This window comes from Streptomyces sp. WZ-12 (assembly GCF_028898845.1).
Classification (GTDB): Bacteria; Actinomycetota; Actinomycetes; order Streptomycetales; family Streptomycetaceae; genus Streptomyces.
Genome location: NZ_CP118574.1, coordinates 8,446,275 through 8,469,287 on the forward strand (window position 1 = coordinate 8,446,275; position 23,013 = coordinate 8,469,287).

18 protein-coding genes and 1 riboswitch are annotated in these 23,013 nt (G+C 70.8%); of the genes, 11 read left to right on the forward strand and 7 right to left on the reverse strand.

What is annotated here, in order from left to right:
• Nucleotides 1–104 precede the first annotated feature (104 nt).
• Entirely contained in the window at nt 105–764 is a 660-nt protein-coding gene (locus PV796_RS37050) for a hypothetical protein (protein WP_274918135.1), read from the forward strand.
• A gap of 174 nt (nt 765–938) precedes the next feature.
• Here PV796_RS37050 and PV796_RS37055 read toward each other — a convergent pair whose 3' ends face one another.
• Nucleotides 939–2,387 (reverse strand): GntP family permease, encoded by a 1,449-nt coding sequence (locus PV796_RS37055; RefSeq protein WP_274918136.1) that lies wholly within the window; start codon nt 2,385–2,387, stop codon nt 939–941.
• A 403-nt stretch (nt 2,388–2,790) separates the two neighbouring features.
• Nucleotides 2,791–3,213 (reverse strand): RDD family protein, encoded by a 423-nt coding sequence (locus PV796_RS42495; protein ID WP_446750651.1) that lies wholly within the window; start codon nt 3,211–3,213, stop codon nt 2,791–2,793.
• 555 nt (nt 3,214–3,768) lie between these two features.
• Between PV796_RS42495 and PV796_RS37065 the strand changes: the two genes are divergently transcribed.
• Entirely contained in the window at nt 3,769–3,891 is a 123-nt protein-coding gene (locus PV796_RS37065) for a hypothetical protein (protein WP_274918137.1), read from the forward strand.
• A 27-nt stretch (nt 3,892–3,918) separates the two neighbouring features.
• On the forward strand, nt 3,919–4,275 hold the full coding sequence (locus tag PV796_RS37070) for a hypothetical protein (protein WP_274918138.1): 357 nt from the start codon (nt 3,919–3,921) through the stop codon (nt 4,273–4,275).
• Between the two features lie 50 nt (nt 4,276–4,325).
• On the opposite strand, the gene PV796_RS37075 is transcribed toward PV796_RS37070, so the two are convergent.
• From PV796_RS37075 to PV796_RS37085, 3 genes are all read right to left on the reverse strand, one after another.
• Nucleotides 4,326–5,522, reverse strand: coding sequence for a flavin-containing monooxygenase (locus PV796_RS37075; RefSeq protein WP_274918139.1), 1,197 nt, complete (start codon nt 5,520–5,522; stop codon nt 4,326–4,328).
• Nucleotides 5,523–5,778: 256 nt separating this feature from the next.
• Complete coding sequence (locus tag PV796_RS37080) at nt 5,779–7,128, reverse strand: MFS transporter (protein ID WP_274918140.1); 1,350 nt, start codon at nt 7,126–7,128, stop codon at nt 5,779–5,781.
• Between the two features lie 640 nt (nt 7,129–7,768).
• The gene (locus tag PV796_RS37085; protein ID WP_274918141.1) at nt 7,769–8,044 is read right to left on the reverse strand and encodes a hypothetical protein; all 276 of its coding nucleotides are present in this window, start codon (nt 8,042–8,044) and stop codon (nt 7,769–7,771) included.
• Between the two features lie 255 nt (nt 8,045–8,299).
• A riboswitch (M-box (ykoK) riboswitch) is annotated at nt 8,300–8,478 on the reverse strand.
• A gap of 145 nt (nt 8,479–8,623) precedes the next feature.
• Between PV796_RS37085 and PV796_RS37090 the strand changes: the two genes are divergently transcribed.
• Both PV796_RS37090 and PV796_RS37095 read left to right on the forward strand, forming a co-directional pair.
• The gene (locus tag PV796_RS37090) at nt 8,624–9,085 is read left to right on the forward strand and encodes a hypothetical protein (RefSeq protein WP_274918142.1); all 462 of its coding nucleotides are present in this window, start codon (nt 8,624–8,626) and stop codon (nt 9,083–9,085) included.
• A gap of 103 nt (nt 9,086–9,188) precedes the next feature.
• Entirely contained in the window at nt 9,189–13,742 is a 4,554-nt protein-coding gene (locus PV796_RS37095; RefSeq protein ID WP_274918143.1) for a cation-translocating P-type ATPase, read from the forward strand.
• Between the two features lie 218 nt (nt 13,743–13,960).
• Here PV796_RS37095 and PV796_RS37100 read toward each other — a convergent pair whose 3' ends face one another.
• Nucleotides 13,961–14,983 (reverse strand): L-histidine N(alpha)-methyltransferase, encoded by a 1,023-nt coding sequence (locus tag PV796_RS37100; RefSeq protein ID WP_274918144.1) that lies wholly within the window; start codon nt 14,981–14,983, stop codon nt 13,961–13,963.
• A gap of 97 nt (nt 14,984–15,080) precedes the next feature.
• Here PV796_RS37100 and PV796_RS37105 point away from each other — a divergent pair, with 97 nt between their 5' ends.
• Entirely contained in the window at nt 15,081–15,668 is a 588-nt protein-coding gene (locus PV796_RS37105) for an AAA family ATPase (RefSeq protein ID WP_446750652.1), read from the forward strand.
• A gap of 39 nt (nt 15,669–15,707) precedes the next feature.
• On the opposite strand, the gene PV796_RS37110 is transcribed toward PV796_RS37105, so the two are convergent.
• Nucleotides 15,708–16,373, reverse strand: a complete 666-nt coding sequence (locus PV796_RS37110) for a GntR family transcriptional regulator (RefSeq protein ID WP_274918146.1) — start codon at nt 16,371–16,373, stop codon at nt 15,708–15,710.
• A 94-nt stretch (nt 16,374–16,467) separates the two neighbouring features.
• On the opposite strand from PV796_RS37110, the gene glyA reads away from it, so the two are divergent.
• The 5 genes from glyA to PV796_RS37135 all read left to right on the forward strand — a co-directional run bounded on the left by glyA (nt 16,468) and on the right by PV796_RS37135 (nt 22,922).
• Nucleotides 16,468–17,796: a serine hydroxymethyltransferase gene (gene glyA, locus PV796_RS37115; RefSeq protein WP_274918147.1), complete on the forward strand. Its 1,329-nt coding sequence runs from the start codon at nt 16,468–16,470 to the stop codon at nt 17,794–17,796.
• The gene (locus PV796_RS37120) at nt 17,793–19,013 is read left to right on the forward strand and encodes a sarcosine oxidase subunit beta family protein (RefSeq protein WP_274918148.1); all 1,221 of its coding nucleotides are present in this window, start codon (nt 17,793–17,795) and stop codon (nt 19,011–19,013) included. The genes glyA and PV796_RS37120 overlap by 4 nt, the downstream gene beginning before the upstream one ends.
• A gap of 87 nt (nt 19,014–19,100) precedes the next feature.
• Entirely contained in the window at nt 19,101–19,397 is a 297-nt protein-coding gene (locus PV796_RS37125) for a sarcosine oxidase subunit delta (protein WP_274918149.1), read from the forward strand.
• The gene (locus PV796_RS37130) at nt 19,394–22,285 is read left to right on the forward strand and encodes a sarcosine oxidase subunit alpha family protein (RefSeq protein ID WP_274918150.1); all 2,892 of its coding nucleotides are present in this window, start codon (nt 19,394–19,396) and stop codon (nt 22,283–22,285) included. The genes PV796_RS37125 and PV796_RS37130 overlap by 4 nt, the downstream gene beginning before the upstream one ends.
• Complete coding sequence (locus PV796_RS37135) at nt 22,278–22,922, forward strand: sarcosine oxidase subunit gamma (RefSeq protein WP_274918151.1); 645 nt, start codon at nt 22,278–22,280, stop codon at nt 22,920–22,922. The genes PV796_RS37130 and PV796_RS37135 overlap by 8 nt, the downstream gene beginning before the upstream one ends.
• The last annotated feature ends 91 nt before the right edge of the window (nt 22,923–23,013 follow it).

Sequence of the window (23,013 nt, forward strand, 5' to 3'; positions counted from 1 at the left end):
AGTGCATCGGAGCGCCACCGGGCCGAGGCCACCTCGCGGCGCGGTGGCGTGACACCGACGTGTCCCCACATATGCCAGCAAGGCAGGCCGCTAGCATCGCGCGCATGGCCGACCACACCCCCGACCGGCTAGGGGCCACAAGAACGTCATCCGCCGCGCCTTCCGCACGGCTGATGCTCCAGGTCATAGATGCATTCGACCAGTACGCGCGCGAACGCCGGGCCGCGACCGTCGGAGCCGGTGACGGCGCCGACGACGGTGACGACCCACTGCGCCATGTGCGTTGGATCGCCGACAACTACGAAAGCCGGTGCGGCGACCCCGAACACCTGCAAGCCCACCTGGAGCAGCTCGCCAACGAACTCGGCCTCCATGACGTGTGGGCGCTGCGAGTTGCCGGCGAGGCCGTCGTCGCCGCCACCCCCGTCGTGATCCTGCGCGCAGCGCAGCGCGGCATGCGGGCGCCGGCCATCGCCGAGGCGATCGGCCTCGCGCCCGCACGTGTCTATGACGTCCTCAGCCGCTACGTCCGGTACACCTGGCGCGTCGACGTGCAAGACGCCCCCGACCAGTGGTGGCCCATCGACGAGGGCGAACAGGTCGCCGAGCGCCGCTTCGTGACGGAGTCAGACGTGGCCCATCGAGCGACACGGATCGGCGCTGCCAAAGCCGATGGCCGCTCCTTGCGGGTGCTGGTCTGGCAAGGCCCACAGAGCGACGACGCCGACGCGTCCTATACCCACACGGTGAACACCACACGCTGACATCGCACGCGTGAGGGCGGTGGGTGGCGGACGGTCGGCGAACGGGCCCGAGTTCGGTCCGAGCGTGCGGTCGAGCTCCGTCGTCGTTGCCTCACGCATACCGGATGACCAGTTGCCGTAGGCCCGTCGAGTTGATCCAGTGCAGTCGCGGCAGTGCCGGCGTAGACGTAGTCGTCACGTGAGGTTCGACAGGAGCAGGGTCATGGCGAGCCCGCAGACGCTGACGATCGTTTGGATGGCGGTGTGTGACTTAGTGGCCTGTCCCAGCGTCATGCCGAAGGATTCCTTGACCAGCCAGAATCCGGCGTGATTGACGTAGTTGAGGCCGATGGAGCCGGCGCCGATGGCGATGACCAGCAGCGCGGTGTGCAGGCTTCCGCCGGTTGCGGTGAGGGGCGCGAGGATGCCGGTCGCGGCGACAATGCCCACGGTGACTGATCCGGTCGAGAACGAGAGCAGCAGCGCCACGAGCCAGCCGAGGACGAGGACGTTGAGGTGAGCGCCGGTGGCCGCGGATTGAACGGCCTTGCCGATGCCGGAGTCCACGAGTATCTGGTTGAACGCTCCGCCGCCCGCGATGATCAACAGGATGCCGGCGACGGACTTGAGGCTGTCGGCCGAGGACGTACGGATCGCCTCGGAGGGCATGCCGCTGCGGTAGCCGAGGGCGAAGAGCGCGACGAGGAAGCCGGCGAACATGGCGATCACCGGCTCGCCGGTGAAGGCCAGCACGGGTCGCAGGGGATCGGTCTTGGCGAGGGCGAGTTCGGCCAGGGTGTTGAGCAGCATCAGCGCCACGGGGACGAGGACCGCGGTGACCGCGAACCCGGTCGGGACGGCGTTCCTGGTCGGCGACGCGACCCCATCGCCCGTTGCCGGCGGTTGAGTGCGCGGCGCGTGGTCTGCCCTGCCTTCGCCGCCGGATGTCGCGCCGCGGTAGGCGAATTGGGCCACCAACTCGCTGTCGGGGTACACCGCGAGTCGTGGCGCGATCCATCGGCCGTAGACCGGTCCGGCGAGGATGACGGTCGGAATCGCGCAGACGAGACCAACCAGCATGGTGAGGCCCAGATGTGCGTGCAGACCCTGCACCGCGATCAGTGGCCCGGGGTGTGGGGGCACCATGCCGTGCAGCGTCGAGAGTGCCGCGATCGTGGGAGCGGCCAGGTAGAGGTAGGGCGAGCCGTTGAACTTCCCTGTGTGGCCCAGGCGTTGGGCCACACTGAAGACCAGCGGGAGAAGCACGATCAGCCCGATCTCGAAGAACATCGGGATTCCGATGACGAACGCGGCGGCCGCCATGTACCAGGGAAGCCGGCGCCCCTCGGCGCGGTCGACGACCAGCCGCGCGATCTTGTCGGTGGCTCCCGAGTCCGACAGGATCCGGCCCAACATGGCGCCGAAGGCCAATGTCACACCCACGTTGCCGAGGATCTTGCCGGCGCCCTGCTCCAGGGACGTGGTGATACGGGTAGGGGATTCGCCGGCCGCCAGACCGACACCGATCGAGACGAGCATCAAGGCGGTGAACGGATGGAACCGCAACCGTGAGTTGATCAACGTGACCAACGCCCCGATGGCGGCCGCCAGGATGATCAGCAAGGTCCAAGCGTGTGCGGTCACCGCCGGCCCCCTCTCGTGCGGCGCGTGCCGCCTGCCGGCTCGATGAATGACGCCATGTGAACTCCCCGGTTGCCGCGGCTCGTTGAGGCTGTCGGACATCAGGTCCAACCGGGGAAGCTATCGGACGTTGGTCGCGCCGCTCCAGGTTGTGGGCGCGAATCTCGTGATCGCCGTTCTGTTGGGTTGTGGGTTGTGGGTTGTGCGCACGAGCAGGGGCGGAACACGGGCCTCTGACGAGGTTCCTGGAGACAGACGCCTGCGGCCGAGCGTCGCCGGGGGGAAGGCGACCCGACCTCGGCAGGCCGGCGCCTCGCAGCCGCCCAGCCGCCCAACACCCAGCAGGTCGTGTCTGTCCTGTCCTGCCCTGCTCGGCGTCACCGATGGATGTGCCGGGGCCGGTGTGTCACTGCAGGCGGCGTTTGATGACCGCGGTGTTGGCGGCCTTGTCGTGCATGCACTGTCGGAACGGCTCGTTCCAGATGCACGACAACACGTTGATCAGGCCGAGGACCGGCACCATGCCGATGCCCAGATAGGCCAGCCAACGACCCAGGGCGTGACCGAAGCCCAGCTTCTCACCGGTTTCGACCTTGACGACGCGCACGCCACAGATGGCTTTGCCGATGGTGCCGCCCATCGCCATCGTCAGCGGTTCGAAGAACAGGCCGACGAGCAGCGTCCAGGCGAAGAGACCGAGAACGATGGGCACCCCGCGGTGGTCTCCGGCCTTGAACGTGCTGGACATCCAGATGGTCGCCGGCACCCAGGCACCTCCGATCAACACGGCGGCGATCAGGTAGTCGAGGAAGCGGGCGAGCAGGCGCATGCCGGGGGACGCGAGCGCGTGCGGGGGCGGGCCCTGTCGCATGCCCATCTGCGGTGGCATCGGCTGCGGCGCCCCGTAAGGGGGTACGGGGGCCTGCGGAGGATACGGCTGGGGCGGTACGCCCTGCGGCTGACCGTAGTGCGGTTGCGGGGGACCGAAGCCGGGACCGGGCTGGGGCTGGTTGGGCGGAGGCGGCGGCTGGAAGGTACTCACAGAAGGCGATCCAAGCGGATACCCCGGCATGGCGACAACCTGGGGATGCACGAACCGGGACACGTGACAACCAATCGTCCCACGCGCTCCCGATCGTCCGGGGAGTTGGCCGGGCCGGTGAGCTGCACTGCTACCGACCGGTGGTCAAGCCCACCCTTGGGCCGGCCCCCGCATCCGCCCTGGGCGTGCGCCCTGAGCGTGCACCGCTCAGATCAACACCCCCTCCAGGAGCGGCTGTTACCTTTTGTCCTCCCGAGCACCTGACCGAGCTTTCCCGGGCAGGGTTTACGCTCGGACGGCATGAACCTCTCCATGACTTGGTTAGAAGTCGCTCGCGTCAGTATGGGGTACGCACTCGTCCTGGCAGCCCTGTTCACGTTGGTCGTCATCGGCTCCCTGCTCGTGGCACGGGACGCTCTGCTTTCCGACTACCCGCCGGCGATCAGGGAGCGGTACGGGGAGTAGAGCACGCGCGGCAGACGGACGGCGACCGTGGCCGGCCTGCTCAATCTGCTGCTCTTCGTGGCCGTTCCGGTGGCCGGCGTGCTCGACCTCCAGGGCCGGGTGGACGGTCGCCTGGGGTTCGTGCCGCCGTTCGCCTTGGGCACCGTCGGCTTCCTGGCCCTCACCCTCTTCGACCTGTTGGTCATCGACTGGCTGCTGTTCTGCACGGTACGGCCGCGCTTCATGACGCTGCCTGGCACCGAGGGCATGCCCGAGTACCGTGACCTCGCCTTCCACGCCAGGGTGTTGGTTCCGCGCCCCGTTCCCTGGCCGCTGCTCGCCATCCCCGGGTACGGGGTGTTGGTGGGAGGCACTGCCTGGCTCGTGGAGACGTTGACTGGCTGAGGGCGGACGCCTGGAGGCCGGGGGCTCTTGGGTGCGCCCCCTCTGCGGCGTCAGCGGCCGTGATGGCCGTCCCGGGGGCGGGGCACGGAGGGCGTGGTGCCTGGCCCTCGGGCGATGGTGCGGGCGATGGCCCGGGCCTCGACGCCCACCTGGTGCAACGCGCCGCTCAGGGGGTTGGTGAAGCCGGCGAAGTACAGGTGGGGCGCGGTGGGGTGGGTCAGGCGGCCGTGGACGGTGGGGTAGCCGGCGTCGTTGAGGACGTCGAGGCCGGGGAGGAGGGCGTCGAGATGGGGACGGTAGCCGGTGGCGGCGATGACCACGTCGGGGGTGAGGTGGGTGCCGTCGGCGAGCAGCGCGCGGGGGCCGTCGAAGGCGGCGACCGCGGCGACCGGCTCCACCAGTCCCGACCGTACCGCCGCCACGAAACCGTGGTCCAGCACGGGATTCACGCCCTCGCGCGCATTGCGGACGAAGGGTCCGGTGCGGGGCCGGGGGATGCCGAACGAGGCCATGTTCGGCAGCGCGTAGCGCTGCGTCAGGAGGGCGGAGCGGTCGCGCCAGGCGAGGGGGAGGTGCTCCGTCACCCGCCCGAGCAGATGCCAACGGCTGGAGCTGCGGGGGAGGATGTTGGGTGGAGTGCGTACCGCGATCCATACCCATTCGGTTGCGTGCTGGGCGAGCAGGGCCGCGATCTCCGTACCGCTGTTGCCGGCGCCCACCACCAGGACGGATCGCCCGCGGTAGGGGGCGGGGTTGCGGTACTCGGCGGAGTGCAGGAACGTGCCGGTGAACCCGTCGCGGCCGGGCCAGTTGGGGAGGTGGGGCGTGTGACTGCGTCCGGTCGCCACGACCACGGCCCGGACCGGGAGGGGGCCGGAGGAGGTGTGGACGCGCCACCGTGTGCCGGGGAACGAAGAGCGCTCGATGCGGTGGACGGCGGTCCCGGTTCGCACGTCAAGGCGGTGCAGGGCGCGGTACCGCTCCAGGTACCGCACATACTCGTCCCGGCCCGTCCAAGTGCCGCCTTGTTTGGGCAACTTGAGTCCGGGAAGTCCCGACGAGCCCCGTGTGGTGTGCAGCCGTAGATGGTCGTAGCGATCGGCCCAACTCGTGCCGGCGTGGTCGCCGCGTTCCAGGACGACTACCGGTACGCGGAGGCGGGCGAGCATGGCAGCGGTGGCCAGGCCGCTGGGGCCGGCGCCGATGACCGCAACGGGGGGACCTTCGGCGGGCAGTCGCTCAGACATCACCGGTGCTAACGACGACCAGCGCGGCCGAGTCACGCGAGGGCTTGTGGTGAAGGACGGGGGTGTCAGGGCGGCCACGGCGTCGTTCGGCCGCGGACGGATGACGTCGGGCGGCTTCGGGTGTAACGCCGTCGGGCGTGCTACGGATGCCGGGCGAAGCCGCTCGTTGCTGGTTGGCATGGAAGGGCCCGGAGCCCACCGCCGAAGCGTCAGACGGCGGCTGTGGCGTGGCCCCGGGCCGGGAGGGAGCGCTGGTTCAGCGTGCGGGGAGTCCCGTGCGGGCCAACTCGCGGGCCTCCTCCACGGATTCCACCGCGGGGGCGGAGCCGGGCAGGGGACGGCGGGCGGACTCCGCCGCGAAGTAGCAGGCGACGGCGCCTATCGCGCCGGCGGCCATCAGGTAGTAGCCGGGCACGTTGACGTCTCCGGTGGCCTCCACCAGGAGGGCGTTGATGACGGCGGTGGTGCCACCGAACAGCGAGACCGAGAGGTTGAAGCCGATCGACAGGCCGCCGTACCGGATCTCGGTCGGGAACAGTGCGGGCAGCGCGGAGGGGACGGTGCTGTTGAAGCAGAGCAGCATCAACGACATCAGGGCCAGACCGAGCAAGACGGAGGTCAGCGTGTTCTGTTGGATCAGGAGCACCGAGGGCACGCCGAGCAGGATCAGCATGCCGCAGCCGAAGTACATCACCGGCTTGCGGCCGATGCGGTCGGAGAGCCGGCCGACGAAGGTGATGAGCACCATGCCCAAGGCCAGGACGGAGATCTCCAGGATCTGTGCCCAGGTGGCGCTCACCGAGGGGGCGAACTTGGCGATGTACTCCAACATGTACGTGGTGAGCATGTAGTTGACCACGTTGAAGACCAGCACCAGGCCCATACAGACCAGCATCGGCCGCCAGTAGTTGGTGAAGATCCTGCGGATCTCCTTCAGGGTCTGGTTGCCCTCGCGGCCCTTGGTCTCCGCGACCACCGCCTGGAAGGCCGGAGTGTCCTCCAATTTCAGGCGGAGGTAGAGACCGATGACGCCGATGGGGCCGGAGATGAGGAACGGTATGCGCCAACCCCAGGAGAGCAGGGCCTCGTGGGACATCACGCCGGGCAGTTGGATGACCAGGCCGGCCACTCCACCGAACAGATAGCCGGTCAGGGTGCCGAACTCCAGCCAACTGCCCAGGAATCCGCGCTTCTTGTCGGGGGCGTATTCGGCGATGAAGGTCATCGCCCCGCCGTACTCACCACCGGTGGAGAATCCCTGGATCAGCCGCGCGAGCAACATCAGCAGGGGAGCGGCCGGTCCCATGGTCTCGTAACCGGGGATGAAGGCGATGGCGAAGGTGCCGATGGCCATCATGATGACGGTGATGGAGAGGACCTTGGTGCGGCCGATGCGGTCGCCGAGCGGGCCGAAGAACATGCCGCCGATCGGGCGCACCAGGAAGGCGACGGCGAACAGGCCGAGGGTGCCGATCGTGCCGATGGTCTGACCCGCGCCGGTGAAGAAGACCGCGGTGAGCACGGGGGTCAGGTTGGCGAAGACACCGAAGTCGAACCACTCGGTGACGTTTCCGATCGCCGCTGCGCCAATCGCCCTTCTCGTCACATCAGGGTTGGTGACGGTTATTTCTTCAACTTTCAGCGAGTTTCGGCTCGCGGCTTCGGTATCGGCATGATCGGCGTGTTCAGCCGGCACAAATTACTCCTCAAACCTCGCTTGCGGGAGCGCCGTTGGGGACGCTTCGACACGGCGTGTGCGGCCCGGCACGGTGTGTGCGACATGGGGCGCAAGGCGGCGCTCCGCGCCATTCTCTGAAAGTCATCGGAGGGTTGTCTTACTTTTTGCTCTGTTGTGATGTGGGTGGGCTCCGGCCTTTGCGTTGCGTGTTCGATGAATCGCCGCTGTGGGGCCGCGATTTGATGTGAAGGCGCATGCGGCCGCGACTCCGGCAGTCGCTACGTGCGTCGGAACGGCGAGAAGAATTGGTTAAGTTGACGCCGTCGGGGTATACGGCGGCGCATCTTTAGTGTTTCTACGCGCCGGCCTCAGCGGGAAGTTGGGCCGACATCGCGCCATGCGGTCTGCCGTGGGGACTCCGGGCGACCGATCGTCGGAGCATCGGTGTTGGCGCGGCACTGTCCCCGCGTCAACGCCCTTACGCGGGCGCATGGTTCGCCTGAACAACGCCAGGAGCTGCTGGAGGGTGCACGAGATCGGGGGAGTGGGGTTGGCGAAGGTGCGGGGGTTAAGACTGTGCCCCCTGGGGTGAGCCGCCACCGGGGGCGCGTTCCGGAGTGTGCGCGGGGCCTGCGAGCGCCTGCTGCACCACGCAGACGGCGAGCGGGAGCATCAGACGGGCGAGGGGGCCCGCACCCGCCGCGTCGGCGGCACTGGACACGACGGGCCCGGCATGGGCCAACGCCCGCCGCAGCAGGGGGCGTAGCGCGTCGGGGGTGATGTCGGGTACGGCGAGGGTGAGGCCGGTAGCGGCCAGGTTGGGCCATGTCAGGTGAATGCGCACAGCAGGCTCCGAGGGGGAACGGGCCCGGCCGCGCACACCGGCAGGAAGCAACCACGCGCCGTGCCTCAGCGCCTCGCGGGCAGGGGCGGCGTGTGGAGGGGGGTGAGCGGCGTCAGCGGCGGCCGGGCGGTGACGGGCGGGTCGGCCTGGGAAAAACGGGGTCCGGACTATGCCAGGGACTCAAGCCCCTCACCTCCTCGCGGCCTGGGCACCCGTGGGTGCCGGACATGGGCCGAGGAGCCTCCGCGACGCGGGTAGGCACCTCTCTCGTCACAGCTTCAGCACTGCGCGGCGTATTCCCGGCCGACGTTGGCCGGGCAGCCGCTTGGGCGCACCCCTTAATCCGGGGCGAGCTGTCCTGACCCGGGGCGTCTCTCGACGTTCGGGGTCAGCGGCCTGTGTCCGCGCAGACGCCTCACCTAACGAGGTGCTGCACATGTCGAGAATCACGAACGCGCACGGACACTGTCAAGCACGGACAGCGTCAAGGCACGTTTACGGAGACCGTAGGCGACGTAGGTAAACGCCAAGGGAACACGGCGAGTTGGTGACGTGTTCGTACCGGAAACAGGAGATCTTGTGAGCGAGAGCGCCCATTTACCTCCCCCGTCCTCGTCGCGCCCGGTGGAGCGCTCGGGCCCCATGGGGGCGGTACAGGCGGTGGTGAACCACGTCCCCGGTGCCTCCCTGGCGAAAGGGGCCTTGGACGGGGCCTTGGAGGTGGTCGGTTCGGTGTCTCCCGCGACGCGTCGGGTCGCGGTGTATGCCGGTGTCGGCATCCTGGGTGCGGTGGGCTTGGTCGAGTGGCCGGTGGCGGCCGCAGGCGCCGCGGTCGTGTGGCTGACTCAGCAGAACCCCGGTAAGAGCGACGGGGCAGACGCCGTGCCGACCGGTGCACAGCAGCGGTCGGCAACGGCCCCTGCCACTGCCGACAAGCGGGCGAAGGGCGCGCGGAAGTCGCGATCGCCGCAGGCGCACGGCCGGCGCGACGGCGCGGTGCCGATCGACGCCGAAACGCCGTCGAGGCAGGCGGCCGGCTGACCCGCCCGCCACCAATCCGTCGGCCGCCCGGCCGTCCCGGGCATGGCTCTTTCTCCCCGCACCGCGGTCCCGACCGGTGTGGCTCTCTCGCGAAAGTAGGACAGTGGTTCTGCGATTACTGACCGGCCTGCCTGCGGCCGGCCTCGGTGTGGCGCTCGCCGTTCCGGCCCGGGTCGTCACGCATCTCGCTTCCCCGGCCGACGCGCTCCGGCGAGGCGCTGCCGAACTCTCCTCCACCGGCGTGCGCACCGCGGCGAGCGCCGCGGCCGAGGCGTCGGCGACGGCCGTGCGCATGGCCCGGGTAGCCCGCAACGCGCTTGCCCCTGCGGACGGTTGCTGGCGGGCCGGCAGCCGTCTGCAACTGCCCCTGCGTCCGCACCCCGGGGCCGCCGATACTGCGCCCCTGGAGGAGGCTGCGGAGAAGGTGGCCGCCGCCTTGCTGGAGCATCCCGATGTCCTCCTTGCCTATTGGGACGGCAGGCTGTCCCGGCTGGTGGTGCGGGCGACCGACGAGGCCCTGGTCGGCACCGTCGAACGCCGGGCGACGGAGCTGGCCGCCCGGTACGGACTGGAAGACTCCGACGGGACGGCGGAACCACACCTTCCGCACCCGGGGAGCGCCGCCGATGTGCGTGCTGCGGCGATGGTCCTGGCCTGCGACGCGGCGGGCATCGCCACGGCGTTGACGACACAGGTGATGCGGTTGCAGAAGTCGCCGCGGCTGGTCACCGCGGCGGTGACGCTGCTCCGGGAGGACTCCCGGGTCCGCGACGTGCTGCGCCGCCGGCTCGGTACGACCGGCACCGACCTGGTGCTGGCCGCGGTCAACGCCGCCACGCACGGTCTGGGCCAGTCGCCGACCGCGCTCGTGCTGGACGGGGCGCTGCGGACGGGGCAGTTGGCGGAGGCGCTGGCCCGAGCCGCCGCGTTCGACGCCGCACACGACAGCCTCTGCCTGCCGGACCGGCCGAGCCTGTCCGGGGCCGGGCTGTCCCGGCCACCGCTCCGGCGGAATCCGGGCGAGGAGTACGCCGACACCGCGGTCACGGGAAGCCTCGTGGGAGCAGCCGCAACGCTGGTGTTCACCCGCAGCCTGGCCGGTGCCGCGGAAGCGGTCCTGGCCGGATCACCGAAGGCGGCACGCTACGGCCCCACGGCCTTCACGGCCGCCGTGGGCAGCGCCCTGGCCCAGGGCGGAGTGCTGGTCCGCAGCGTCGAGCGGCTGCGCCGACTGGAACTCGTGGACACCGTGGTTCTGCACCCCGGAGCCCTGCGCAGCCCACGGCGGACGGTCCTCGACGTCGACCCCGGCACGTCTTCGTGGGACCACGACCGGCTCTGGCACGCCGCGACCGCGGCGCTGCGCGGCGTCGACGACGCGGCCGGTGGCGCCAACCGGCCTGCGGTGAGCCTCCGTTTGGCCTCCGACAACGAGCCGGCGGACACCGGTTTGATGATCGCCTCCACGGGTGGGGAGGACATCGGCACCGTGCTCGTCGGGTGGGAGCTCGACCCGCGAGCCGAGTCGGTGTTGGACGCCGCCCGCCGGGCCGGCCTGAACGTCGTGATGGTGGACGACCCCTCCCTCGGCGACTTCGCGTCACTGGCGGACACGGTCGTCGCCCCCGAACGGCCGTTGGCCGAGGTCGTGCGCGGGCTGCAGGACGACGGCAAAGTGGTGGTGACCGTCACGCGCATCGACCACGAGGACGCCGGGAGCCACAAGGTGCTCGCGGGGCTGCTGGCCGGTGATCTCGCCGTGTCCGTCACCGATGGGCGCAGCACGGTGGTCTGGGATGCCGATGTCCTGGCGCTGAACGGTCTGGAGGGAGTGCGGCGGCTGCTGGCAGCCACCTCTGCCGCGCGCTCCGTCAGCCGTCGTTCCACGGTCCTCGCTCAGTCCGGGACGGCGCTGTCCGGGCTCTTGGTGGTCACGGGAGGCTCGCCCGCCCGACGCATGCTCCTGCCGACCGGGGTCCGGCTCAGCCCCGTCAACGCGGCGGCCGGTGCGGCCCTGTTCTCGGGGTGGCGGGCCGCGTACGGCTCGCTCGGCCGCCGAGCGCCCCACCCGGGTCCGCGCGTACCGTGGCACGCCCTGCACCCCGACGAGGCACTGTCCCGGCTGGCCAGCATGCCCCGAACCGCCCCCACGATGCTGTCGCGGCTGCGCACCGGCGCGGATGCCGCGGCCCGATTACCGGTCTTCGCCCCGGCGCGCCTCACGATGTCCTTGGTCGCGGCCGTGCGCGCGGAACTCGACGACCCCCTCACCCCCGTGCTCGCGGTCGGCGCGGCAGCCTCGGCGGTCCTCGGGTCCACCGTCGACGCCCTCCTGGTCACCGGGGCGTTGGGAATGAACGCCATGGTGGGCGGGGTGCAACGAGTGCGCGCCGAGCGCGCGTTGGCCGCCCTCGCGGTGGGCCAGCGACAGACGGCCCGGCGCATCACCGACTCCCGGGCGGGGGCGACGGCGGTCGTCGACGCCGCCCGGCTGAAGCCAGGCGACCTGATCGAACTGGCCACCGGCGACGTGGTGCCCGCCGATGCCCGACTCCTGGCAGCCGTCGACATGGAGGTCGACGAATCCGCCCTGACGGGCGAGTCGTTGCCGACCCGCAAACAGGTGGCCCCCACACCACGCGCGGCCGTGGCGGACCGCAGTTGCATGGTCTACGAAGGCACGACCGTGGTCGCGGGCCGCGGCCGGGCCGTCGTGGTCGGCACCGGTGACCAGACCCAGGCCGGACGCGCCGCGTCCCTGGCCTCGCGGGCTCCGGCCGCGGCCGGGGTACAGGCACGGTTGCAGGAACTGACGAAGAGGGTGCTGCCGCTCACCCTCGCCGGCGGGGCGGCCGTCACCGCACTGTCCCTGCTGCGCGGGCGCCCGGTACGCGAAGCCGTCGGTGGCGGCGTGGCGGTGGCCGTGGCGGCGGTCCCGGAAGGTCTCCCGCTCGTGGCGACGGTCGCGCAGATGGCTGCGGCGCGCCGGCTCAGCAGGCGCGGGGTACTGGTGCGCACCCCGCGCACCCTGGAGGCGCTGGGCCGTATCGACACCATCTGCTTCGACAAGACCGGCACCCTGACCGAGAACCGGCTGCACGTCGTGCACCTCGTCACCGCCCAGGGCGTCACCCACGCCGCCAACGCCCCCGAAGCCGCCGCGGTGTTGCAGGCCGCGGCCCGTGCCTGCCCGCGCCCCGACGAGACGGGAGTGCACGCACACGCCACCGACGAAGCCGTCCTGGCCGCGGCCCAGGACGACCCGGACTGGCTGCAGATCGACGCCCAGCCCTTCGAAGCCAGCCGCGGCTACGCCGCCGCCCTCGGACAGCACACCGCGGACGGTGGCGCGCACCTGATGGTGATCAAGGGTGCACCGGAAGTCGTGCTGCCGTGCTGCGCGGACGTCCCCGCCGATGCGGAGGAGAGCGCACACTCCCTGGCAAGCCAAGGGCTGCGCGTGCTGGCCGTCGCCCGGCGCCGGCTCGCTCCCGACGAAGCGCCCGACGCGCTGGACGAGCCCCTGACACGGCTGGAGTTCCTGGGGTTCGTGGCACTGGCCGACACTCCGCGGGCCGGCTCCGCTCCACTGGTGGCCGGGCTGCGCCAGGCCGGGCTACGACCGGTGATCCTCACCGGCGACCACCCGCAGACCGCCCGGGCCATCGCGGTGGCCCTGGGCTGGCCGCAGGACGTCACCGTGGTCACCGGTCACCGGCTGTCCGCCCTCGACCGGGCCGGCCGGGCCGAACTCCTGCGGGACTGCGGCGTGGTGGCCCGCGTCGCCCCTGAGCAGAAGCTCCAGGTCATCGAGGCGCTCCGGGAAGCGGGGCGCGTGGTGGCCATGGTCGGCGACGGCGCGAACGACGCCGCGGCGATCCGCGCCGCCGACGTCGGTGTCGGCATCGCGGCACGCGGATCGGCCGCGGCGCGCAACGCGGCGGACCTGGTCATCACGGGGGACGAACTGTCCGTCCTCGTCGACGCCGTGGCCGAGGGCCGGGCCCTGTGGCGGAGCGTGGCCGATGCCATCAGCATCCTGATCGGCGGCAACTTCGGCGAGGTCGGCTTCACCGTGCTCGGCACCCTGCTCGACGGCGCCTCCCCGCTGTCCACACGGCAGTTGCTGCTGGTCAACCTCCTCACCGACATGTTCCCGGCGATGGCCGTGGCGGTCACCCCGCAGGACGAGGAGCCGGGCGAAGAAACGTCCCTGCCCGGCGATGCGCCGGTGGGCATCGCCGCCCTCGGTGCCCCGCTGACCCGGCAGATCCGCCAACGCGGCCTGGTCACCGGGCTGGGCGCGACCACGGCATGGCTGGTCGGCCGGCTCACCCCGGGCTCGGCCCGGCGGACCAGCACCATGGCACTGTGCGGAGTGGTCGGAGCCCAACTCACCCAGACCATCAGGGGCCGACAGCGCAGCCCCCTGGTGATGGCGACCGCCTTCGGCTCCGCCCTCGTCCTGGCCGGCATCGTCCAGACACCCGTGGTCAGCCACTTCTTCGGGTGCACACCACTGGGCCCGGTCGCCTGGACCGGGGTCGGCGCAGGCGTCGGCGCCGCCGCCCTCTCCCCGTGGGTATTGCCGCCCGCCGAACACCTACTGACCCGCCTGACAGCCACCCTGCGCCCAACCGTCCAGGTGACGCGCTGACGCAGCGAGGGAGCTCGGGGGACGGGGCCGGCAGGTGCCCCGTCCCCTCCCGACATGTGCGCGCCACCCCGCTCTCGGCGTCGCGAACGGCGGTGGCGGCACTCACGTCGGTGGGTACCAGACCGGATTCTCACCGAATCCGGCCGATGCCCGGCCCTACCGAGCGGACCTCGTCCGGATCGAGTGCGGGCCCCAAGTCCGGCCACGGGCAGGGGCGTTCAGGGCGTCGGAGTCGCGGCGACGAGGACTACGTGGCTGCCCTGGCCGCGTTCGAGCAGGCGCACCTGGAGCCCACAGTCGGCGAGTTGGTCGGCCACCGCCGCACTGTCCTGGTAGAGGTAGCGCCAGACCACCACGGTGTCGTCCGGCTCGAACGACACCGTGCGGCTGCCCCCTGCGGCGTCGAAGGTCACGGTGACCGGCTCCAGGAACCGTGCGCGGACGAAGATTTCGCTGCGCGCCCGGTCGAACCCCGATTCGGTGACGTACCAGGAGCGGTCGATGGCAAGCAGGTCCAGTCCCGCGAGCTGCTGCGGCTTGTGTGCGTCTCCGACCTTGACCTGCTTCATGAACGCGGGCCTGTCGGCGCCGATGTCGATGCGCAGCGTCAGGAGCAGTACGTCGTGGTCGCTCATGGCGCTGCGCACGTGGCGGAGGACCTGGTGCGGTTCGGCGAAGTTGTACAGCGTCCCGCCGGCCATGATGACGAAGCGGAACGGATCGCCACCGGGGTGCCCGGAGGCGCGCTCGGGCGCCAGGACCCGCTTGAGATCCGGCCCGGTGAAGTCGCCCTGCCACAGCTCGAAGTGCTCGGCGTGGTCCGGGAATTCGGATTGCAGGTTCTCCCTGGCGAGTTCGAGGATCTCGGCGCTGATGTCGACGGCGCGATAACCGGCCAGGCGGGTGCGCTCCACCAGGTGCCGGATCAGGCCGCGTACCGGACGCGTGGTGCCCGGCCCGAGATCGACGATCTGTATGGGGGACGAGGGCGGGGCAAGGGCGAGGAGTTGCTCGGCGTGCCGGGTGAGGAGGCTGTTGATGTCACGGAGCATCGGCACGAGGTCGGGGTCGGACGGTACTTCGCCCGCCCGCCACATTTCGCTTCCCTCGCCGAGGTAGGTCAGTTGGTAGGGGAACTCGGCCCGGCGGCTGAGCGAATCGGCGACCGCATCCACCTGGGCAGCCGAGTAGAGGCGGGAGAAGTCCTCGCGCGGGGTCACCGCATGCCGTTGTATACCCATGGCGCAGAGTAGATCGTCAGCCGTACGTGTCCGTCCAGCATGTGCTATGGCTTTTGGCTGAGTTCAGCCCACTCGGCGCCCGCAGCTGGAAATGCGGTTGCCGGCCAGCGGGCGCCTTGACAGGCTTCCGGACGTGATCGTTGCCGAGAGGCCGGGCTGTCTGATCGTGACGGGGATGCCGGGGGCCGGGAAATCGACGGTGACCCGGCTGGTCGCCGCACGGCTGCCACGCTCCGCGCGGATCGACGGTGACCAGATCAGCAGGCTCATCGTCGGCGGTCGGGTCGGGGCCCTTGGCGAGCCGGCCGACGAGGCGGCGCGGCAAGTGGACCTGTGCAACCGCAACCTGTGCGTGCTGGCGAACAACGTCTCCGACGCCGGTTTCACGCCTGTGATCGACTGGGTGATCCCCGACCGCAGGCAGTTGGACTTCTTCGTGAGCCTCCTCCCGGCTCGGCAGGTCCTGTTCGTCGTCCTCACGCCCGGCATTGAGGTGTGCCGGTACCGCAACACGATCCGGGACCCACGCGAGCGGTTCGACTTCGACGGCTATGAAGCTCTCGACGCCGACATGAAGCGCGAACTCGGCGCATGTGGCTGGTGGTTCGACACCGCGGCTCTCACCCCTGACCAAACCGCCGATCAGGTCATCCGCGAGGCTCGTCATCGAGCCGTGGTGAGCTGACCGCCACCCGGACCAGCCCGCACGCCCAACTCCCCGTCCTCAAATGGCGTGGCGAATCGCCCGCTCGAAGCCCTCGACGTGACCGCGGGCGAGCCGTGCCGCCTTGTCCGGGTTGCCGGCGACGATCGCCTCGATCAGCGGCCCGTGTTCCTCGACGTGGCCGGCCATGTCGGAGAGGCGGTCGATGAACAGGCACCAGATGCGGGTGGCCAGGTTGTCGTGCCGTACGAGGGTGTCCTCCAGGTACGGGTTGTGGGTCGCGGTGTAGATGGCGCGGTGGACCTGGAGGTCCAGGTGCATGAGGTCGACGGCGTCGAGGGGGCGGGCGGCCGCGGTGGTGAGTTCCCGGCGCAGGGTCGTGAGGTTCGTGCGGTCGGTGGCCGTGGCGCGTCGCGCCGCCTGGGCGGCGGCCAGCGGCTCCAACTCCAGGCGCACCTCGGAGATATGGGCGAGGTCGGTGATGTTGACGTCGGTGGCGAAGGTGCCGCGTCGGGGGTAGGTCGTGATCAGGCGCTCGTACTGGAGTCGCTTGAGCGCCTCGCGCACGGGGGTGCGTCCGACGCCGAGGGACTGCGCCAGTTGCTCCTCGTGGATCGGCGCGCCCGGGCGGATCTCCAGCATGACCAGCAGGTCGCGGATGGCGCGGTAGGCGCGTTCGGCGAGGGAGAGTTCCTCGCCGTCGGATGCGGTCGCCGCCTGCTGCATGGTGCCCCCTTGACCTGTTCGTCGAGCTCCCATACGTTACCGCAACAACTGATATATCAGTCGCCCATTAGTTGGCTCTCAGGATGGTGCACAGATGGCAACGGACCCGTCGAACAGCACATTCGCCTGCTCCCCGCTCTCCCGGCCGCTCGGCGAACTCGACCCGGACGTCGCCGCCGCGGTGGACGCCGAGCTGTACCGCCAGCAGTCCACCCTCGAAATGATCGCCTCGGAGAACTTCACCCCGGCCGCCGTCATGGAGGCCCAGGGCTCGGTGCTGACCAACAAGTACGCCGAGGGCTACCCGGGCCGCCGCTACTACGGCGGCTGCGAACACGTCGACGTCATCGAGAAGTTGGCGATCGACCGGGTGAGGGAACTGTTCGGCGCGGAAGCCGCGAACGTGCAGCCGCACTCCGGCGCCCAGGCCAACGCCGCCGCGATGTTCGCACTGCTCGACCCCGGCGACACCATCCTCGGCCTGGACCTGGCGCACGGCGGCCACCTCACCCACGGCATGCGCCTCAACTACTCCGGCAAGCTCTACCACGTCGTGCCGTACCACGTCCGCGAAACCGACCTCCGCATCGACATGGACGAGGTCGAGCAACTCGCCCTCGCCCACCGGCCCAAGATGATCGTCGCGGGTTGGTCCGCCTATCCCCGCCGACTGGACTTCGCCGCGTTCCGGCGGATCGCCGACGCGGTGGGCGCGTATCTGATGGTTGATATGGCGCACTTCGCGGGGTTGGTGGCCGCGGGCCTGCACCCCAACCCGGTGCCGTACGCCGACGTCGTCACGACCACCACCCACAAGACCCTCGGCGGACCGCGCGGCGGGGTGATCCTCAGCAGGGCCGGACTGGCCAAGAAGCTCAACTCGGCGGTCTTCCCGGGGCAACAGGGCGGGCCGTTGGAACACGTCATCGCCGCGAAGGCGGTGGCTTTCAAGGTGGCGGCGGGGGAGGAGTTCGCCGAGCGTCAGCAACGCACCCTGAACGGCGCCCGGATCCTCGCCGGCCGGCTGCTGGCCGACGATGTGGCCGAAGCCGGGATCACGGTGCTGACCGGCGGCACCGAAGTCCACCTGGTGCTGGTCGATCTGCGCAACTCCGCGCTCGATGGGCAGCAGGCCGAGGACCGGCTGCACCGCATCGGCATCACCGTCAACCGCAACGCCGTACCGTTCGACCCGCGCCCGCCGATGGTCTCCTCCGGCCTGCTGATCGGCACTCCGGCCCTGGCCACCCGCGGGTTCGGCGAGACCGAATTCCGGGAGGTCGCCGACATCATCGCCCAGGCACTGAAGGTTGAGGGGCTCGGCGACGAACGCGCCGGACTGTTGCGTGACCGGGTGGGGAAGCTGGCCGGCGCGTTCCCCCTCTACCCCCACCTGCCCTACCGCACGGGAGGCACGGAATGACCGCCGAGCCGCTGCCGGAGCACCCGGACTTCCTCTGGCGCAACCCCGAGCCGCGCTCCTCGTACGACGTCATCATCGTCGGCGCCGGCGGCCACGGCCTGGCCACCGCCTACTACCTCGCCAAGAACCACGGCATCACCAACGTCGCCGTCCTGGAAAAGGGTTGGCTGGCCGGCGGCAACATGGCCCGCAACACCACCATCATCCGCTCCAACTACCTCTGGGACGAGAGCGCCGCCCTCTACGAGCACGCGCTCAAGCTGTGGGAACGCCTCCCGGAGGAGCTGGACTACGACTTCCTCTTCAGCCAGCGCGGCGTCCTCAACCTCGCACACACCCTCCAGGACGTCCGCGAGGGCGTCCGCCGCGCGAGCGCCAACCACCTCAACGGGATCGACGCCCAATGGCTCGAACCGGACGAGGTCGCCAAGGTCTGCCCCATCCTCAACGTCTCGCCCCGCACCCGCTATCCGGTCCTCGGCGCCACCTACCAACCACGGGCCGGCATCGCCAAACACGACCACGTTGCCTGGGCACTGGCCCGCCGCGCCGACGAGCTCGGCGTGGACCTCATCCAGGGCTGCGAGGTCACCGGCTTCCTCAAGGACGGCGACCGGGTCGTGGGCGTCGAGACCAACCGCGGCCGCATGCACGCCGGACGGGTCGGCCTCGCGGCCGCCGGGCACAGCAGCGTACTGGCCGAACGCGCCGGCGTCCGACTGCCGGTACAGTCCCACCCCCTCCAGGCACTCGTCTCCGAACTGCACGAACCGGTCCACCCGACCGTCGTCATGTCCAACCACGTGCACGTCTACGTCTCCCAGGCACACAAGGGAGAGCTGGTGATGGGCGCGGGCGTCGACGCCTACAACGGCTACGGGCAGCGCGGCTCCTTCCACGTCATCGAGCAACAGATGGCCGCCGCCGTCGAGTTGTTCCCGATCTTCGCCCGCGCGCACGTGCTCCGCACCTGGGGCGGCATCGTCGACGTCACCCCCGACGCCTCCCCGATCATTGGCACCACCCCCGTCGAGAACCTCTACGTCAACTGCGGCTGGGGCACCGGCGGTTTCAAGGCCACTCCCGCCGCCGGCTGGACCTTCGCGCACACCCTCGCCACCGGCGAACCGCACCCGCTGAACGCCCCCTTCGCCCTCGAACGCTTCACCACGGGCGCCCTGATCGACGAACACGGCGCCGCAGCCGTGGCCCACTGAGCGGCCCGCTGAACCAGCCGAGACGGCGCTGACCCCCGCCCCCGAGCCCCGCCGAGGCCACCGAGAGCCTGCCGAGAGAAGGACGCCGTGCTGCTGATCAACTGCCCATGGTGCGGTCCCCGCGACGAGACCGAGTACCACTACGGGGGACAGGCCCACGTCCCCTACCCGGAAAACCCCGCGGACCTCGACGACCGGCAGTGGGCCGAGTACGTCTTCTACCGTGACAACCCCAAAGGTCCCTTCGCCGAGCGGTGGGTGCACAGCACCGGCTGCCGCCGCTGGTTCAACGTGCTGCGCGACACCGCCACCCACGAGGTACTCGCCGCCTACCGGCTCGACGAGCCCCGCCCCCAACTGCCCCAGGCCGGAGGGAACCGATGACCGACCAGCACTTCCGGCTCCGACGAGGCGGCCGCATCGACCGCACCACCGCGCTCCGATTCTCTGTCGACGGGCGGGAGTTGACCGGTCACCCCGGAGACACCGTCGCCTCGGCCATGCTGGCCAACGGCCTCATCCGGGTCGCCCCGTCGCTCTACCGCGGTCGCCCGCGCGGCATCGTCACCGCGGGCGTCGAGGAACCCAACGCCCTGGTGCAGATCGCCGGCCCCTGCTCGGAGGGCATGCTCCCGGCGACGACCGTGGAGCTGTACGACGGCCTGTCCGCAACGACGCTCTCCGGGATGGGCCGGCTCGACCCAGCCCCCGACCCCGCCGTCTACGACAAGAAGTACGTCCACACCGACGTCCTGGTCGTCGGCGCCGGCCCCGCCGGGCTCGCAGCCGCCGCCGCAGCGGCCGGCTCCGGCGCCCGGGTCATCCTCGTCGACGACCAGCCCGAGCCCGGCGGCTCGCTGCTCGCCGGACGCGCCGAACAGGTCAACGGGCAGGCCGCGTTGGCGTGGGCCGCCGAACTCCACACCGTCCTCGACGACGCCCCCGAGGCCGTCGTCCTGCACCGCACCACGGCCATCGGCTCCTACGACGACAACTACGTGCTGGCCCTCCAACGCCGCACCGACCACCTCGGAGCCGACGCCCCCGACCCGTCCCAGGGCATCTCCCGCCAACGCCTGTGGCACATCCGAGCCCGCCAGGTCGTCCTGGCGACCGGCGTGCACGAACGCCCGCTGGTCTTCGCCGGCAACGACCGACCCGGCGTGATGCTCGCCGGGGCCGTGCGCACCTACCTCAACCGGTATGCCGTGGCGCCCGGTTCGCGGGCCGTGGTGAGCACGACCAACGACAGCGCCTATGCAACGGTGGCCGCTCTACACGCCGCCGGAATCCCCATCGCCGCCGTCGTGGACGCACGCCCGGAACTGACCGCACGGGCCGTCGAGGTCGCCGCCGACACCGGCACCCGCGTCCTCACCGGCAGCACGGTCGTTGACACGGCGGGCGAGGGACGGCTCAGCTCGGTCACGGTCCGGGCGATCGACCCGGACGGCCAACTCGCCGGCCCCGCCCGGCCATTCGACTGCGACCTGCTCGCCGTCTCCGGCGGCTGGAGCCCGGTGGTCCACCTGCACAGCCAGCGCCAGGGCCGCCTGCGCTGGGACGAGGACCTGGTCGCCTTCGTGCCCGACGGCACCGTACGCAACCAGCGGATCGTCGGTGCGGCGAACGGGACATACGCACTCGACGACGGTGTGGCCGAGGGCGCGCGCGCCGGAGCACTGGCCGCAACGGAAGCCGGCTTCCCGGTGCCGGCCCCCACGACTCCACGCCACCAGCGGGCACGCCCTGACGCGGTACGTGCCCTGTGGCTGGTACCGGGCCCCGACAGCGGCAACCTGGACACCCACTTCGTCGACCTCCAACGCGACGTCACCGCCGCCGACATCCTGCGCTCCACCGGCGCCGGCATGCGCGGCGTCGAGCACGTCAAGCGCTACACCTCGCTCGGCACGGCCAACGACCAGGGCAAGACCTCCGGCGTCAACGCGATCGGGGTGATCGCCGAGGCCCTCGGCGGGAGCGCGTCACCCGGCGAGATCGGCACCACGGCCTACCGAGCGCCGTACGCGCCGGTGGCGTTCGCCGCCCTGGCCGGGCGGGAGCGCGGCGAACTCTTCGACCCGGAGCGCACCACCTCCCTGCACGGCTGGCACCTCGCCCAGGGAGCGGTGTTCGAGGATGTCGGGCAGTGGAAGCGCCCCCGCTACTACCCGCGACCCGGCGAGGACATGGACGCCGCCGTGGCCCGCGAGTGCCGCGCGGCCCGTGAGGGCGTGGCGTTCATGGACGCCTCCACCCTCGGCAAGATCGAGATCCGGGGCGCGGACGCCGGCGAGTTCCTCAACCGCATCTACACCAACGCCTTCAAGAAGCTCAAGCCGGGCACGGCCCGCTACGGCGTCATGTGCAAGCCCGACGGCATGATCTTCGACGACGGCGTGACGCTCCGCCTCGACGACGACCGCTACTTCATGACCACCACGACCGGCGGCGCCGCCGCGGTCCTGGACTGGCTGGAGGAGTGGCTGCAGACCGAGTGGCCCCAACTCGACGTCCACTGCACCTCGGTGACCGAACAGTGGACGACGATCGCCGTCGTCGGCCCCCAGTCACGCGAGGTCGTGGCCCACCTGGCACCCGACGTCGACCTCTCCACCGAGGCGTTCCCCTTCATGGCCTTCCGCGAGACCACCCTGGCCTCCGGCATCCCGGCTCGCCTCTGTCGGATCTCCTTCTCCGGCGAACTCGCCTACGAGATCAACGTCTCCGCGTGGTACGGCCCGGCCGTCTGGGACGAGGTCCACGCGATCGGCCGCCCGCACGACATCACCCCGTACGGCACCGAGACCATGCACGTCCTGCGGGCCGAGAAGGGCTACCTCATCGTCGGCCAGGACACCGACGGCACCGTCACCCCGCACGACGCCGGCATGTCCTGGGCGGTCTCCCAGCACAAGGACTTCATCGGCAAGCGCTCCTACTCCCGCGCCGACACCGCCCGCACCGACCGCAAACAACTCGTCGCCCTGCTGCCGAGCGACCGCACGACGCGGCTGCCCGAGGGCACCCAACTCGTCGCGCCGGACGTCCCGATCACCCCCGGGGCCGGGCCGGTTCCGATGCTCGGCCACGTCACCTCCAGCTACCACAGCGCGGCCCTCGGCCGTCCCTTCGCCCTCGCCCTCGTCGCCGGCGGACGGGCGAGGATCGGCGAGACCCTGCTCGCCCCGGTGGGCGCGCACCTGGTGCCCGTCGAGGTGGCCGACTCCGTCCTCTACGACCCCGAAGGGACCAAGCGAGATGGCTGAGCCGACGACGACCGACGCGGGCACCGGACCGGTGGCCCTGCGCACCAGCCCGCTGGCCCACCTGACGCAGCGGATGCGCGCCGCCAGTTTCACCGGCGCCCGCGGAGTCACGCTGACCGAGCGGCCGTTCACCACCATGGTGAACCTCCGCGTCGACCCCGCTTCCGACGCGGCCGCCCGCATCGAGAAGACCCTTGGCACGGCCCTGCCACGCCGGTGCGGCGACACCACCTCTTCCGCTGCCCCGGCGGGCTCCCCCACCCTTGCCTGGCTGGGCCCTGACGAGTGGCTGGTGCTGTCCCCGGCCGAAGAGACCACCGTCACCGCCGAGTTGCGGGACGCCCTCGGAACCAACCCGGGCTCGGTGGTCAACGTCTCGGCGAACCGCACCACCGTGGAGCTGAGCGGCCCCTCCGCCCGCCAGGTGTTGGAGAAGGGCTGCCCGCTGGACCTACACCCCCGGGCCTTCGGCCCCGGCCAGGCGGTGTCCACCACAGTGGGCCCCGTCCCCGTACTGCTCTGGCAGCTCGATGCCGCGCCGACCTACCGACTGCTCCCGCGCTCCTCGTTCGCCGACTACCTGGCGCGCTGGCTGATCGACGCGATGCACGAGTACCGGGGACCGCAGGTGCCCTGAGTACCCTGAGCTTCTTGGGCGTTGCCCTGGGCGAGACCGGGTAGGCGTACTGCGGGGCGGAGCAGTATTAGTTGGGCGTTAGTGGTGCGGC

What these genes read in the sequence shown, in the direction of transcription:
- PV796_RS37050 (WP_274918135.1), top strand. Translation starts at nt 105, where the DNA reads ATGGCCGACCACACCCCCGACCGGCTAGGGGCCACAAGAACGTCATCC.
- PV796_RS42495 (WP_446750651.1), bottom strand. Translation starts at nt 3,213, where the DNA reads ATGCGCCTGCTCGCCCGCTTCCTCGACTACCTGATCGCCGCCGTGTTG.
- PV796_RS37065 (WP_274918137.1), top strand. Translation starts at nt 3,769, where the DNA reads ATGGGGTACGCACTCGTCCTGGCAGCCCTGTTCACGTTGGTCGTCATC.
- PV796_RS37075 (WP_274918139.1), bottom strand. Translation starts at nt 5,522, where the DNA reads ATGTCTGAGCGACTGCCCGCCGAAGGTCCCCCCGTTGCGGTCATCGGC.
- PV796_RS37100 (WP_274918144.1), bottom strand. Translation starts at nt 14,983, where the DNA reads ATGGGTATACAACGGCATGCGGTGACCCCGCGCGAGGACTTCTCCCGC.
- PV796_RS37110 (WP_274918146.1), bottom strand. Translation starts at nt 16,373, where the DNA reads ATGCAGCAGGCGGCGACCGCATCCGACGGCGAGGAACTCTCCCTCGCC.
- glyA (WP_274918147.1), top strand. Translation starts at nt 16,468, where the DNA reads ATGGCAACGGACCCGTCGAACAGCACATTCGCCTGCTCCCCGCTCTCC.
- PV796_RS37120 (WP_274918148.1), top strand. Translation starts at nt 17,793, where the DNA reads ATGACCGCCGAGCCGCTGCCGGAGCACCCGGACTTCCTCTGGCGCAAC.
- PV796_RS37130 (WP_274918150.1), top strand. Translation starts at nt 19,394, where the DNA reads ATGACCGACCAGCACTTCCGGCTCCGACGAGGCGGCCGCATCGACCGC.
- PV796_RS37135 (WP_274918151.1), top strand. Translation starts at nt 22,278, where the DNA reads ATGGCTGAGCCGACGACGACCGACGCGGGCACCGGACCGGTGGCCCTG.